Source organism: Leptospiraceae bacterium, assembly GCA_016708435.1.
GTDB lineage: Bacteria > Spirochaetota > Leptospiria > Leptospirales > Leptospiraceae > UBA2033.
The window spans coordinates 1087074-1101948 of the sequence record JADJFV010000001.1 but is presented as its reverse complement, the minus strand read 5'-3'; the positions used below and the strand labels follow the sequence as shown (position 1 = coordinate 1101948).

The following is a 14875-nucleotide window of genomic DNA, read 5'->3' as shown; positions in this document are numbered from 1 at the left end:
TTAACAAAGAAGATGAATAACCAGGCAGCACAAGTTGGACGTGGAGTTGGAGCAGTAATAGGTGCAGGTTTAACGATGGTGATGGGTCCTGTGGGCGCAATGATTGCAGGTCCAATGGCAACAGCATTAGGTGCTGGAGCAGGAGCTAAACTAGGAAGCAAAATGATTTCCAGTGGCACATTGCGGACAACATTGAATAACCCCGTTGTAGATGCTGGAATGACAATGGCAGCAGGAGTAGGAGGAGCCATGATGGGAGGTCCTGCTGGACTTGTGGCAGGAGTAGCGGCTAAGAACAGACTGGTGCAAAGTAGTTCTGCTGTGAGTAATAACAACCAATACAATGCGCTGCAACAACAAGAAAACGGACTCATCCAAGACGCAGCCGGAGCAGCAGTTGCAAATGCAATCGGTAGACCTGATGCTGCGGGTAACTTCTCTCAAATTCTAGGTGGACTTAAAAAAAGACAAGTGGCTAAGAAGAATAATGCGAACTTGGGAAAAGTTGCAAGTAGTGGAATAGCCAGTGCTCTTAATATGGCAAATGGAATGGTGAAGGGTATTGTGAAGAATGCAGTGATAGCCGTAGGGGGAAGTGCCGATACATTCGACCACTTGACGGCTAATCCATTTACTCCACCAGCGACATGGACGGGAGCGGCTAAGGTGGATATGTCGAAGGATGGGTTAATGAATCGAGTGCAAGAGATGACATTCGCTGAGTTCTTGGAAAATAACGGTATGGATGCTGATTTAGCGAAGAGTGTGGCGGGTGCTACAAATAGTAAAATCAAGGCAAAGAAGGCGAAGAAGGAAGAGAAGACAAAGGCGATTGAGTCTACCGCACAGACAGCGTTAGCCGTTACAGCAATGGTATTAACAGCGGGAGCTGCGGCTCCGGCTGTAGCAGGAACGGCAACTGCAACAACAGCCGCCACCACAACGGCAAGTTTTACTTCAACAATAGCGAGTGCGATTTCTAGTGGCATATCGACAGTAGGCGCTGTATTGACAGGGACTGCGAGTTTAGGAAGTTATGTGCAAGTAGCGAGCATTGCATTACAGGCAGGTATTGGATCGAGGACTGGTGGAGTCGAAGGAGCAATGGCAGGAGCGGCTAATGGTATATTACAGGCATTTGCCGGATCGCTGGGAACTAAAGAAGCAGGAGCACTTAAAGACAAAGCAGACGAAATCGGACAACAGGTTAATGCAGGTTTAATGAATATGGATGAAGGAGTAGCCGCTTTAGAAGCAGCAAAGAATGCAGCTAAATTAGCGAATGTAGGAGCAAAAACATTGGCAGCGACTAATGTGAGTTATACCAAAGAAGATGGCTGGGGGATAAAGGCAAATGTCACAGGACTACTGAGTGCAGTTGGAGTAACGCAAGGTGGTTATGGAGGAAGTTTATTGCAAAGATTGACCAATGTCACAATTGGACAATCACAACGCGGAGGAGCGAGTGTGAACTTGGGATTTAATACACCGATTGGGAATATGGGTATTAACTACACAGGAGCAACTGGAACATTTGGTGGATCTTATGATATAATGGAGAGACAAGTTGGTGGGTTGAATCTGAGTTCTGAATTATCCTATGACGGCGAACAAGGGTTATCCGTCAGTGGGAATGCAGATTTTGGAAATGGTTTAGGACTCGGTGCAGAAAACGGACGAAATGGGGCTACTGGTTCTTTGACACTACTTGGTAGCACGCAAGGAACTGTAAACGAAGACGGGATTTATGAGGCTAATAGCAACTTCCTCGGTGAGATCAGTGGACAGGATATAATAGATTTGCATAACACGAGAGCACAGCAAGAAGGGAATTCGATATTGGAAGATGCTGCGCGAAATGCACCTGCTAAGAGTGCGAAAGATGCGGCTAATTCTGATAATTCTGTAGATGATAGAAATGATGCGTTAGAGGAAGGTGATGAGGGAAGTTCATCTGGTTTGGTGGATTTAGCGTTTGCCGGTTTGGGTGTTGTGATGACTGCGGGTGCTGCGTTCTTGGCTGGTGGTGGTTCGAGTTCGGCTACGCCGACTACACCTGCGGGTGGTCAGAGTGCTGCGGGTAATGGTGGTAATGCGTCTACTGTTACGAGGAAGCCGGAGGATGAGAAAGATGGAAAGGTTAAGGGAGATGGGGATAATACGGATGAGCCTCCGAAGAAACAACCTACGAAAGGGAATGATCTTGAAAATGAAGTTAGTAAGGAAAATAGTCCAAGTAATATAAAAGAGAATGATATTGATTTTATGAACAATGTTCTTAATAAGATAGGCCTTGCGGGATTAGCCGCAATTGAACCGGTGAAGGTTGAAAGAGATGCTAAAGATGGCAAGTCAACACAAGATGGTAATTCAATAATTGACAAGGTCAATAAAAGTTATGTTGATGGAGCTGAATTGCAGAGAAAAATTATATTGCAGAAAGCGAGAGAGGAAAGCATATATAAGCCAACAGATATTGAAAATTTGCGAAACATGATTAATACAACACAAGACCAATATAATGGAAAAGAGATTATTAAAAGTTTAGAGGATGCAAAAAACAAAATTTTAAATGATAAGGAGATTGATTTGGAAACTAAGAAAGCAATTAGAGACCAAAGTTTGGCTAAAGTCAATGCTGCAATTTGCAGACTGAATGGCAAATATATAATGCTAAAAGAAAGTAATGCAAACGTGGGTAGCTTTGCGGATTTTTACCATAAGGGAGTGAAAAAGGCCTATATCACCGATGATAAAGAAGGTAATTATGTTGTATTGAATTCAGGCAATGACGAGAAGTTTGTTTCTGAATACCAAATCAATGGTAAGCAAGCGAAACTGTATAAGACACAAAGTATGGAGACATTTAAAAATTCATATAGTAAATTTGGTATAGTATTAGCACCTATTAGTCTATCTGATTTAACTTCTGCTTCACCACATACCTACGGTGTGTATAGGGCAAAAGATATAAAAGACCCACGAGGATCAATACGAGTTGCGGATCCTATGTGGAATGCAAATGCAAAGTCAGAAGATGGTAAAAAATCATATGATCAGTTTGGAAGAGAATACACGCAATATTTTCCGCATCCTGGAGTAAAGGAGGTATGGTATGTCGGCATTGAAGAATAATTTTTATCTATGTGTCACTGGCTTATTGTTGTTAGCTACAAGTGGATGTAATAAATCGAAGGAAGATCTTGTGGAAGAATATATTCTTATACTTAGAGAAAAGAATCTTTACGAAAACTACAGTGTTAAATCAAAAGCAATAGGCATATGTCCGATTGGGACAATTACAAAATCTTTAAAAGAGATTTATTTAGACAAAAATATTAGTGGAGAGAGGGTATGGAACCAAGTAGATTGCAATGGAGTGATAGGGTATCTAAACTACGAACACGATATATCAACTAACAAAGAAAAGGAATTTCTGTTTAATAATAAGAAGCAACTTATAGAGTGCTATGAATATAGTCAGGAAATTCAAGGTAAGTATCAAAATAAGAAAGCATATTTAATGACTTTATGGGCAGCTACAGGAACTACAGGATTTCAAATACGAATTGATGATGCGGACGATTACGCTTTTTTCTTTAACTTAAAGAAATTGGAACCTTATAAATATAGTTTGTTTACAAATGATACGGAGATGATTATTCAAAAGACTTCTAAAGGAGTTACTATTAACGTCATAAAAGATGAGTCAGGAAAGTTTCGTAGGTTTCATGGGGATTTTACAACGTATGTAAAACCGAAACCTAGATTGCTGTAGCTGTGCCTGTCGCTCGCCAAAATGCAATCTGCAATGATTACTTGGAGGAGGAATGCCAGTGGTATACATGGTGTAACCTGTGCCTCGCCAAAATGCAACCTGCAATATTATTTGGAGGTGGTATGCCATTGGTAAACATGGTGTGGTTCGATACGCTTTCTCGGATGCTGCTACTCACCAACCGAACTTTGTAGTAAAGGATAATACAGATTATGCGAAAGAGTAAGAAAAACAAAAGGGTCTTAATGGAGCATTGGCGAAGTGTTAAAACGAAAGAGTCTGAGTCCGCCCCCATTTCTGATGGAAATGTCTAGCAGACCTCAGCTTCTTCGCTGATGCTCTCGAAGCTTCGTCGGGCTTTCTTTTCTTTCTTGCTTACTTCTTTCTTTTCTCTTCCCAAGAAAGAAAAGAAAGAAGTAAGAAATCAATCACCCACGCTGGGAAGCGTTATAAAAAAGAATCCCCCCACGGGAGTGGAATAAGAAAGAATCCCGCTCTGGAAAGAGAAGAGAAAGAGAATCTCAAAAGTGTAACTTTTAAAAAAGAAGGATAATAAGGTGAAACCTTAAAGAAAGAAAGTCTACCAACGACGAAGCGTTAGGGATATGCAGGGGTAGTCGCATCTGCTCGCGACCGTAGCGATAGCGAAGCCCGTAATAGCCCGACGCGCTAAGTCGGTAAAGGAAACCAATCATGCGAAGGATGAGACAAACACGATATAACCGCGGAACGCCCAGTGGCAACGACTTGATGATGGGAGGTCCTGCGGGACTTGTAGCAGGAGTAGCGGCTAAGAACAAATTGATGCAAAGTAGTTCTGTTGTATCAAACAACAACCAATACAATGCGCTGCAACAACAAGAGATTGGACTCATTCAAGACGCAGCAGGAGCGGCAGTAGCAAACGCAATCGGTAGACCGGATGCAGCAGGAAACTTTTCACAAATACTCGGTGGACTTAAGAAAAGACAAGTGGCTAAGAAGAATAATGCGAACTTGGGAAAGGTTGCTAGTAGTGGTGTCGCCAGTGCTCTTAATATGGCAAATGGAATGGTGAAGGGTATTGTGAAGAATGCAGTGATAGCCGTAGGGGGAAGTGCAGATACATTCGACCACTTGACGACAACACCATTTACTCCACCAGCGACATGGACTGGTGCGGCTAAGGTGGATATGTCGAAGGATGGGTTAATGAATCGAGTGCAAGAGATGGCATTCGCTGAGTTTCTAGAGAATAACGGTATGGATGCTGATTTAGCGAAGAGTGTGGCGGGTGCTACAAATAATAAAATCAAGGCAAAGAAAGCGAAGAAGAAAGAGAAAACTAAGGCGATAGAGTCTACGGCACAGACAGCAGTATCAGTGGCATTGGCAGCGATAACGGCGGGAGCGGCTACTCCTCTATTAACTGCACTCAATACATCGGCTACTGCGGCTAATACGGTAGTAACTACAGCGAATATAGGATTGCAAGCTGCGATTGGTTCTAGAACTGGTGGCAAATCAGGAGCATTAGCAGGAGCGCTTAACGGTATATTTCAATCAGCCGCAGGTGGTGCCTTGTCGAACGTGGGAAAAGCAGTTGGGATGTCACAGACGGCGGTGGATAATATAGTTGCTGCTGAGAAATATTTAAAAGGGGTAAATGTAAGTTATTCGAAAGAAGACGGCTTCGGGATAAAGGCAAACGTGACTGCTGCTGTCCAAGGACTTGGAACTTCTCTTGGCTTTGGTAATGCAGATGCGATGAAAGCATTGTTTACGAATGTAACCATCGGACAATCACAGCGTGGCGGAGCAACATTTAACCTAGGAACAAATCTCGGATTCGGGACAATGGGTGTTAGCTACACGGGAAGTTCGGGAACATTTGGTGGAAGTTATGATATAATAGAAAGACAAGTTGGTGGTGCAAACTTTAGCTCTGAATTATCCTACGACGGCAAAGAGGGATTTAGCGTGAGCGGGAATGCTGATTTCGGAAATGGATACGGACTTGGAATCGAGAATGGACGAAATGGAACGAGTGGTTCATTAACGATTTTAGGTTCTCAACAAGGAACTGTAGATGTAAATGGAAACTATACGGCTAATGAGAATTTCCTCGGTGAGATTAATGGTCAGGATATTGCTGATTTGGCGGACACTGTAGAGCAGAGGCGACTTGCTGAGGAGAATGATCGTAATCCGGTGAAGACGGCAAAGGATGCTGCTGACGCGAAAGATGCGCGGGATAATGATTCGCAAGAAGGTGGTGGTGAGGAAGGTCCGCAAGGGCTAGTGGATTTGGTGTTTGCGGGGACTGCGGCGCTGATGTCTGCTGGTGCTGCTTTCTTGGCTGGTGGTTCGAGTGCTCCGACTGTTCCTGCAAATGGTCAGGGTGCTGCGGCTAATGGTTCTAATGCGGATGTTTCTGTGGCGAGACGACGGGATGAGGATGATGATGATTCTACTAGACCAGTTGATGGGGATAATGACGAACATTCACAGGAGCCTAGTTTCTTTGATCGTGTGACTGATTTTGTGAGTGATGGGTTTAATTCTATTAGTAACTCTGTAAGTAACGGATTTGATTCTGTAAAAGCAAGTGCATTAAATGTTTTGGGGATAAGACCGACTTATTCTGTTTTGCAAACAAGTGTTACTAAGGACGCTAAAGTAGCAAGAGATAGCACGGTACTGACAGAATCTACTCATCCTGATCCACATATTGCAGAGTTGAATGGATTGAAGGCTGAAGGGGCAAAGACGAATGTTGAAATTTCAAGACTTCGAAGTGAAAAGGATAAATTAGATTGGTATGATTTCTCAGCTAAAAAAGATATTGATAAGAAAATTGAAGCTCACCAAAATAGATTAACTGAAATTGATAATAAAATGAATGGTCTTACGGTAGCAGAAGCGGCAAGAGCAAAAAAATTATTTAAAACGCCAAATGGTGTACGAGTCCCATTGTCATCAGATTTTAACTTAGCTGACCACGGTAAAAATGTTTTCAGATTAACGGACGCAGATAGAGCGTATAATGCTGATCCGAAAAATGCGCAAACTAGGCGTTTACCATTAGTTACTGATGACTTTGCAGGTACAAGTCGTGGGAGTCAGCATCATTCACTTGACCTTGGTGTTAATACTGGAACACCAGTTCATTCACCGAAAGGAGGAAAAGTTATTGATGTTGGAGTCAACCCTACCGGATCGTATGGAAATACAGTCGTTATAGATCATGGAGATGGTACTTATGCAGTTTACGCTCATTTAAAAGAAGCTAATGTAAAAAGAAATGATACAGTTAACACTGGAGATAAAATAGCTACATCAGGAGGCACAGGAGAGAGAAACGGAGTAGGCTACGCACCGCATTTACATTTTGAAATAATCAAGATGCCTGAAGGTCAAACTTATAGACCACTTGGTGCTCCTTTATTACTTGCATATCCTGACCATAGGGTCGACCCCGAAAATTTCGATTGGGAAAAAAAGGAAGTAAAATAATGAAAATTTTTTTTCTTTTTCAATTGATTTCGATTTTATTATATCCAAAGGAATTAATTGTAATAGAGGAAAACGCTCCCATTTTTAAAGAATCAAGAGATGAGAAAGTAATTGGTAGATTAAAATTTGGAGAAAAAGTTTTAAAACAGAATGCCAAAATATGGAATCATAAAATTCCCATACTAATCGAAAATAAAAAAGTAAAAGCATGGATTGAAGAGAAAAATACTTCTGATTTCTTAAATTGGAAATTAATTAAGTATAAAGACATATCATTCTATGTACCTTCAATTAAATATTTAAAGCAAAAAGAAGCGGAGGTGTATTTTAAATCAAAAACAACACATTACTCGGATTATACTCTCTACTTAGAAAAATATGGTATTCTTCATATAACCAAAGTTAGATTAAATTTTTTTGCATTGAACATGGACGAAATCGATCAGAGTCAAATCGATAATGGCGTAAGCTATAATTTTTGCTTAGATTGCATTGCTTACCCATTTGATGGGACAAAAAAAATTGAGTTCAATAATTGGATTGGCGTTTTTGACGTTGGCAGAGATATAATGTACCCGGAACAAAATTTTAGGCTTATTGCATGGAATGGTGAATATACATATAATTTACAATTATGTTGTATTAATAACCAGCTTTTATTAACACCAACAATAGCAAAAAAGATTTTGTTTTCCATCAGGTTTAAATGATTTACAGGAATAAAAAAGAATCTGTCGCTCTTTCCTTCGCCAAAATGCAATCCGCAATGTTACTTGAAGGAGGAATGCCAACGGTGGTTCGATACGATGCGAGTTTTCAAGTAGCTATTTCCGATTTGTCGCATCTACTCACCGACCGAAAATTAAAGTGAAAGGGATAACACACAGTAAGCGAAAGAGCAAAGGAAAACAAAAGGGTCTTAATGGAGCATTGGCGAAGTGTTAAAGCAAAAGAGTCTGAGTCCGCCCCCATTTCTGATGGAAATGTCTAGCAGACCTCAGCTTCTTCGCTGATGCTCTCGAAGCTTCGTCGGGCTTTCTTTTCTTTCTTGCTTACTTCTTTCTTTCTCTTCCCAAGAAAGAAAGAAAGAAGTAAGAAATCAATCACCCACGCTGGGAAGCGTTATAAAAAAGAATCCCCCCACGGGAGTGGAATAAGAAAGAATCCCGCTCTGGAAAGAGAAGAGAAAGAGAATCTCAAAAGTGTAACTTTTGAAGTAAAAGGATAATAAGGATTAACCTTATGAAAAGAAAAGTCAACCAACGACTATGCGTTAGGGATCAAACGGGGTCATGTTTTTTTATCCGTAAGAAAAAACATGACCATAGAGCGAGCTGTGCCTCGCCAAAATGCAATCTGCAATTATTACTTGGAGGAGGAATGCCAGTGGTATACATGGTGTAACCCTCCGAGAATAGGAATTGCATTTGGTGAACGAAGTCTGCACGGGAGAGATTCATAGATTCTACCAAGCGGTGAATCTTTATTTCTAAAAAGATGAGACCGAGATTGATTGTAATAATTAATATATTCCTTGAGAAGTTTATCAAGATGATGCTCACTCCACCCCCATTTCTGAAGGAAATGTCTGGCAGGCCTCAGCTCCTACCGCCTGATGGCTAACGGAGCTTCGCCGGAATAACATGATCCAACAACTCTCTTCTCACTGTTCCGTTGAATCTTTCCATAATCCCATTCTGCCAAGGAGAATGAAACGCTGTTCTCTTTGGGATAATCCCGAATTGCCGCAAGAAAGAACGAAAGTCTTTTGAGAAATTAGAATCGTTGTCCATGATAAGGCATTTAGGAAGAGTTTCTACAAAACCGAAAGCATTACGAATCTGCTGTTTCATCCAAGCAGGGTTTGGATGAAAGGTAGAACGAAAGTAAATGATTTCTCTGGTTTTGTGCGAGATGATAAAAAGAGTATACAAAGTTTTAAAGTTCCAAGTATATGAAACACAAAAGTCCATAGCGATAATTTTATCAGCATGGTTTGAAAGAAAAGTTTTCCAATATTGCCTAGCTTTGTTATTCGGGAAAAGTATTTTTAAAAAATCAAAAATATTTCTTGTAGCAATGTCCCAGATATGAGACATTGCTAAGTAAAATGAAGAAAGTCGAGTTTCATCCTAAAGCCCTTGCAACACTGAGAGATTTTCCAGAGGAAGTACGTCGTGAATTAGGTCAGGCAATTTTTGAACTACAAAAAGGTAATCATCTGTCAATGCCTTTGGCTAAACCTATGACATCTATTGAAAAGGGCGTTGAAGAATTACGCGTAAAAGATTTAAGGAGTTATACAATGAAAAAGATTAAACCCGTTATAGCAAAAAATGCAAAGGAACTTGCAGTTGCTCTTGGACTCGATGAAGTTGTTGGTTTAGAACTTGAAATCCGTAGCGATTTAAATGATAAAATCATTGAGACGGTAATAAAGCAAGAGCTAACTCATGCTCAAGTGGCAAAGCTTGCGAAGACTTCAAGAACAAGGGTTACTGCGCTTATGAATCGCCAATCTAAAGAAATATCTACGGATCTAATGCTAAGGATATTAGGTGCGATTGGAGTTCATGCGAAAATTCAATTCAAAAAAATTGCTGCTTAATTTATACCATAGCTGTGGCTTCCCAAAATACTATCCTGTCGTTCGCCAAAATGCATCTGCAAGGTAATTTAAGTCTAACAAGCCTTACCTACTCCTGCAGAAAGCGATCAAGGCGATGCGTTTTAAAAAAACGTAGAGACGCATGGATGTGTGTCTCTCTTTCGCGAAATCAGGATGCATTGGTAGCAACATTCCAATAAGCCCATTTCTGGGATAATCCTAAATCCTTTATACTAAAGACAAATTATCCATTTTCCCCGTTTTTTCCTTGATTTCTTTGAATTTCTTATTCCTAAATCATATTAATCAGGCAAAAAATCGATTTTTCCTTCACTCAATAAATTATTAATCTTATTTTATGAGTATAGATTATACGAATTGAAAATAATAGGCTAAATAAAACCTTTGAAGTATCGTTAATAGAAGCAGAAGCAGTTCATGTTAGAGTTTATAAAGAAATATTTCCAAAAAGATAAAGCTAGAATTGAAGCTTTAGAAGCTGAGAATAAGCTCTTAAAGACAGCATTTTGGCACCTTCCACATATTTCTTTTGTTCGAGACGATAAAGGACGATTTGTTCTTGTAAATCAAAACTTTGCCCGGAACTTCAAGGCGAGTAAGATGGAAGATATTATTGGGAAGACAGATTTCGATTTTAATCCTAATAAAGAGCAAGTTGAAAAGATTCAAAAACAAGACCGCGATATCATTGCCTCAAAAGAAAAATTTTTGCCCCCTATTACGCGATATTTGGACAAAGATGGAAAGGCGACTTATTTAGAGACGATTAAAACTCCAATCATTGAAGAGAATGGAACTTCTTCTAATATTCTTGGATTCTCGATGAATGTGACTGAGAAAATGGAATTGCAAAATCGCGCTGAAGAAGCGATGAACAAGCTATTAGCCGCCGTTACGGATGTAACATCAAAAATTGAAGACATTTTAAAACAGGCAAACTCAGTTGTAAGCAGCACCAAGAAGCAATCAGAGAATCTCAGTTTTCTAACAGACATCGCTCATCAAATCATCGAGTCAAATGCGCAGTCGATACAAATGATGTCTGCCGTTTTGTATATTGTAACTAACACGAGCGATATTGCTGATAAAGGCGGTCAATACCTGGAATTGATGTTGCAATCAATGGCAAAGATTCAAGAGAATGCAAAGCAAATGCAAGGCATTATTGAGATGATTGATACGATCGCGGATCAGACAAACTTGCTATCGCTTAACGCAAGCATAGAATCTGCAAGAGCAGGAAGTGCTGGTTTGGGGTTCTCCGTAGTTGCGAGAGAAATATCGAAGTTAGCCGAACAATCAGCAGAGAGCACAAAAGGAATTAACCAATTGGTGAAGCAGACTAACTCCATTATCCAGAAAGGAAATGAAAATGTAACCGAAGGCGGAGAAACATTTAAAAAAATTATTAGCGAAGTGGGTAATATTGATTCGCTGGTAAATTCTGTTGACGAGACAATGAAGAGTCAAACAGAAATTTACAATACTTTCCGTGAAAAGATTGAGCAAATTAACAATGAAGCAATTCAAATTACACATATTACGACAGAACAAATGAACAATGTCCATTCGGTTATGGATTCAATCAATCAACTTAACCGAGATTTCATCAATCTTTTAACGGTGCAAAAAACAAACGGGAAATAGGGATTTGCCACAGAGGCACAGAGACGCGGAGGGAAGAAATAAAGGCTTGAGTATGATTTTTCTGAGAGTTAACGTTTTCATTATTTTTTGCTAACAATATCAAAGTCTTACATAAGCCTTCTTTAAATTCAATAATAGAAATTAACGAAGAACATTCGAAAATCCTCTGTGGCAAAAAGAGGTTACTTCCTATTATACTTCATTTTTTGGATTTCATCAAACTCAGTTCGCATTTGATCTGCTTTGGCGGGAGAAGGCAACGATACCTGTAGATTTTTATCAAATTCTAATTTGTAGGAATAATCTAATGTTTTAGATTTAGAAGCTGCGCTTTCCGGTTGAAGAGCTAAGTCCCAGCGCAAAATACCCTTTGTCCGCTCGTATTGTTGATAGAGTTCATCAGCACTCAAAGTATTGTTTTTTAAATCTAAAGTGATACGAACATTTTCTTTTTCATCTTCCACAGGGATTCGGTCTAACACGCGTAAGTCGGTAGGCTTCTTAGAAAAGTTTTCAAGAATGACTCGAACCTTAAAACTCAGTTCTTTGTTACCACCAAGAATTTTTTCTTTCTTTTCGTATAACTCTCGTCTAGCACGAATTTGTGTATCAACGCCAAATCCCATAACAAAGGATTGACCTTTCGCAACATTCGAGATTTCACCATGACCGACAAATTTCTCATCAAGATAAACACTGACTTGTCCCTCAAGAAGATTTTCAAATCCATCATTTTCGATTTCAGCCTCTCGAAAAACGTAAGTAGTAAGAAGAGGAATTGCAACATTGTAAAACTTAGCAGGTAATTCTGATTTTTCTACTTTTACCAACTGTTGTTCTGTTTTGCTAAGAAAAGAAACTTTTGATTTGAGAAGAAAACTAACGCTCGGCGCAGAACTATTTTGCTTTGCATCTTTTTTCAGAATGTTTAAATCTTCATCTTTAGCTAGAAGCTCTAAGTTTTGGTATTCATTAGCCGCACTGTTCATAGCCCAACTTCCTTCTTGCGTTTCATTCCAACTCTGAGCGCCAATTTGCTTATTATACGCAGCACTCATTTTTTTGGAAACACCTTGAGAGGCAGACTTTAAATCATCAGGACCAAGAGTATTGCCAAGGTTAGAGAGGCTAATACGAAATGGCGATAGTCCCGGTGCAAGAGCACTGAGTGCGGGAGTAGCATTGGAAAGGGTTAAATTAATATTATCCCAATTCTCTCCACTGACCTGTTGAATGCGGGCATTGAATTCCACTCTAACTGTTTTTGAGCCTAGCTTAGAATAGAAATTGTAAATGGGAGACCAGCCAGCATTTTGAACAAGATAGTAGAGTCTAATCTCACATTTGCCGCTACCAATTTTATCAATAAAGATACTTGCATCTATACTTTTGAGAGAAGTTTTAACAAGTTGTTTTCGTTCCCGCAATAGGAGGTCTTTCTCCTTTTGTAAAATTTTAATATCTTCCTGCAATTTTAATTCTTCTAGAGCAAGTTCTTTCTTTTGGTCGAAGTTAAACAATGTTAGCTGCTTCATTGTATCAGCATTCAGTATACCACGACTGAGTTCGACTTTTTCTGTTGTAGCAATGAAATCTTCTTGTTTAGTTAAAAAAGAAAGCTTGAGACGATTCACTTCAATGAGTTTGCTCAACCGAATAGAATCATTATTTGCCTTTTCAATTTTCTCGTCAAGGGCAGCAAGCTTAGGATCAGTATCAGATTTTAGTTCAGTGATTTTCAGTTTTGCAGCTCTAACATCTGCACCAACAGATTCAGCGTAAAGGCTATTTTGTATTATCTCCGATGGAAGTTTCGTGACAATAATTTCATGAGAGCCTTCTTTTAAATCAACTTCAACAACTCGCGTTACCAAAGCTTGATTGCGATAAAGAATGACATCTTGTATTTTTCCTTCGCGGCTAACAGGCTCAGCCCCTAGAAAGAAAACTGGAAAAGAAATTAGAATTAGAATCAATTTTTTATACATTGTAGTCTCCGTTCCCTAACTTTGAAAACAGGAAATGAAATGTCGATACTTTTTTGTGTTCAGTTAGACTTGATATACGCTTTTGCTAAGATGTCTAAATACTTAACAGCAACACGAAAGGGGAATACCTTGGGGTTACAAGCGCTTATCCGGCGTGTGCTTTCGTTAGGAACCCGCTAGGTGGGTGGTGCGCCTTCTGTGTGCTAGTAAGTGCATCGGGGTTTAATTAGAATACCTTTCCCTGATTACTTTTTCAGTTTCTCTAATAGGTGTCCGTTTTCCGGCAGCGTATACATAGGGAATCTTTCCTTCTTTCATTAAAGAATGAATCATTTGTCTCGTAAGTCCAGAAACTTTCACAATTGCATTAACATCAACGATCTCAGAAATTTTGAGTTTGTTAGAAAGGATCTTTGCTTTTTCATCTGCAATAGCCTGGGAGATTTTATTCTTGGAGGCAATATCAAAGAAACCTTCCTTGCATTCATTACAAAGGAAACCATGCAAATTTTTCAATTTTATTTCTCCGGCTAATTTGCTTTTGCCTTCAAATGTTAAATCATTTTTATGTTGCATAGAACCAATTGTTCCACAAACAGGACAATCTTTGTAAATTCTATCTTTTGCCATTTTCATTCTCCCTTTAAGTATATTCATGAAAGGATATGACTACTGTGAGATTCATTAGAATCTGTAACTTTATATATGCATCCTTTCCATCAACATCCTTCTTATACACATCTTGCATAAGACCTTTTTTCTTTTTTCCTTCAAGAGTCTTTTCAAAATCAGAATCCTCTAAAGATAAAATAACAGAAATCATTCCCCTGTCATCTAATCCAAAGTCAAATGCTCCTTCCATTGAAGCTCTTGTGGTAATATCATAGTTCCCCTCTTGGATTAATCTTTTAACTTCTCCTAGCGGATGATATGGTTTCATCATTTACAGTATATTTAATTTATTTTACATTGTCAAATAAATTAAATTTTTACTCCGCTTCATTCATAACACATCTTTATGAACATAACCTTACCCATATCGTTTTTTATCGTTCTTTTATCAGTGTTATTTGCCGGTAATCAATTTCTTATTATTTGTGGGTAACGTTATGTTTACAAAAGAGGAAAAATGCAGCTAACCGTTGTTTATTCCTACTAAGCTAAAACGATTGATGTATTAAAAATGACGCTTGATTATTGAAAGGGATATTTTCGACTAAAGGCACGAGCACCATTATATACCAAATGACAAAAGTAATTACTCGCAAGGACTCTTCATGAGTAGCATTTGGTATAGACCGAACGTGCTTTTTTGAGAAAGAAATGGGTAGTTATTTT

At 39.2% G+C, this 14875-nt stretch carries 12 protein-coding genes; 8 read left to right on the top strand and 4 right to left on the bottom strand.

Features of this window, described 5'->3' with window-relative positions; all coding sequences use genetic code 11:
- Nucleotides 1–12: 12 nt before the first annotated feature.
- The 6 genes from IPH52_05285 (at nucleotide 13) to IPH52_05260 (ending at nucleotide 8144) form a co-directional block, all read left to right on the top strand.
- Nucleotides 13–3135, top strand: a complete 3123-nt coding sequence (locus IPH52_05285) for a hypothetical protein (GenBank protein ID MBK7054454.1) — start codon at nucleotides 13–15, stop codon at nucleotides 3133–3135.
- Nucleotides 3116–3778, top strand: a complete 663-nt coding sequence (locus IPH52_05280; protein MBK7054453.1) for a hypothetical protein — start codon at nucleotides 3116–3118, stop codon at nucleotides 3776–3778. Before IPH52_05285 ends, IPH52_05280 begins: the two co-directional genes overlap by 20 nt.
- Before the next feature lie 79 nt (nucleotides 3779–3857).
- A complete protein-coding gene (locus IPH52_05275) occupies nucleotides 3858–4004 on the top strand; it encodes a hypothetical protein (protein ID MBK7054452.1) in 147 nt (48 codons plus the stop codon).
- A 2651-nt stretch (nucleotides 4005–6655) separates the two neighbouring features.
- The gene (locus IPH52_05270; GenBank protein MBK7054451.1) at nucleotides 6656–7273 is read left to right on the top strand and encodes a M23 family metallopeptidase; all 618 of its coding nucleotides are present in this window, start codon (nucleotides 6656–6658) and stop codon (nucleotides 7271–7273) included.
- The gene (locus IPH52_05265) at nucleotides 7273–7983 is read left to right on the top strand and encodes a hypothetical protein (GenBank protein ID MBK7054450.1); all 711 of its coding nucleotides are present in this window, start codon (nucleotides 7273–7275) and stop codon (nucleotides 7981–7983) included. Before IPH52_05270 ends, IPH52_05265 begins: the two co-directional genes overlap by 1 nt.
- Entirely contained in the window at nucleotides 7980–8144 is a 165-nt protein-coding gene (locus tag IPH52_05260; GenBank protein ID MBK7054449.1) for a hypothetical protein, read from the top strand. Before IPH52_05265 ends, IPH52_05260 begins: the two co-directional genes overlap by 4 nt.
- A 748-nt stretch (nucleotides 8145–8892) precedes the next feature.
- On the opposite strand, the gene IPH52_05255 is transcribed toward IPH52_05260, so the two are convergent.
- Nucleotides 8893–9372, bottom strand: a complete 480-nt coding sequence (locus IPH52_05255; GenBank protein ID MBK7054448.1) for a transposase family protein — start codon at nucleotides 9370–9372, stop codon at nucleotides 8893–8895.
- An 11-nt stretch (nucleotides 9373–9383) separates the two neighbouring features.
- On the opposite strand from IPH52_05255, the gene IPH52_05250 reads away from it, so the two are divergent.
- Both IPH52_05250 and IPH52_05245 read left to right on the top strand, forming a co-directional pair.
- Nucleotides 9384–9881, top strand: a complete 498-nt coding sequence (locus IPH52_05250; GenBank protein MBK7054447.1) for an XRE family transcriptional regulator — start codon at nucleotides 9384–9386, stop codon at nucleotides 9879–9881.
- Nucleotides 9882–10319: 438 nt separating this feature from the next.
- Nucleotides 10320–11549 carry a PAS domain-containing methyl-accepting chemotaxis protein gene (locus IPH52_05245; protein MBK7054446.1) on the top strand — a complete coding sequence of 410 codons (1230 nt, stop codon included), beginning with the start codon at nucleotides 10320–10322 and terminating at the stop codon, nucleotides 11547–11549.
- Between the two features lie 182 nt (nucleotides 11550–11731).
- Here the strand turns inward: IPH52_05245 and IPH52_05240 are convergent, their stop codons facing one another.
- From IPH52_05240 to IPH52_05230, 3 genes are all read right to left on the bottom strand, one after another.
- Nucleotides 11732–13537: a mucoidy inhibitor MuiA family protein gene (locus IPH52_05240; GenBank protein ID MBK7054445.1), complete on the bottom strand. Its 1806-nt coding sequence runs from the start codon at nucleotides 13535–13537 to the stop codon at nucleotides 11732–11734.
- A gap of 222 nt (nucleotides 13538–13759) precedes the next feature.
- The gene (locus tag IPH52_05235) at nucleotides 13760–14167 is read right to left on the bottom strand and encodes a hypothetical protein (protein ID MBK7054444.1); all 408 of its coding nucleotides are present in this window, start codon (nucleotides 14165–14167) and stop codon (nucleotides 13760–13762) included.
- A gap of 13 nt (nucleotides 14168–14180) precedes the next feature.
- A complete protein-coding gene (locus IPH52_05230) occupies nucleotides 14181–14480 on the bottom strand; it encodes a type II toxin-antitoxin system MqsR family toxin (protein ID MBK7054443.1) in 300 nt (99 codons plus the stop codon).
- Nucleotides 14481–14875: the final 395 nt, after the last annotated feature.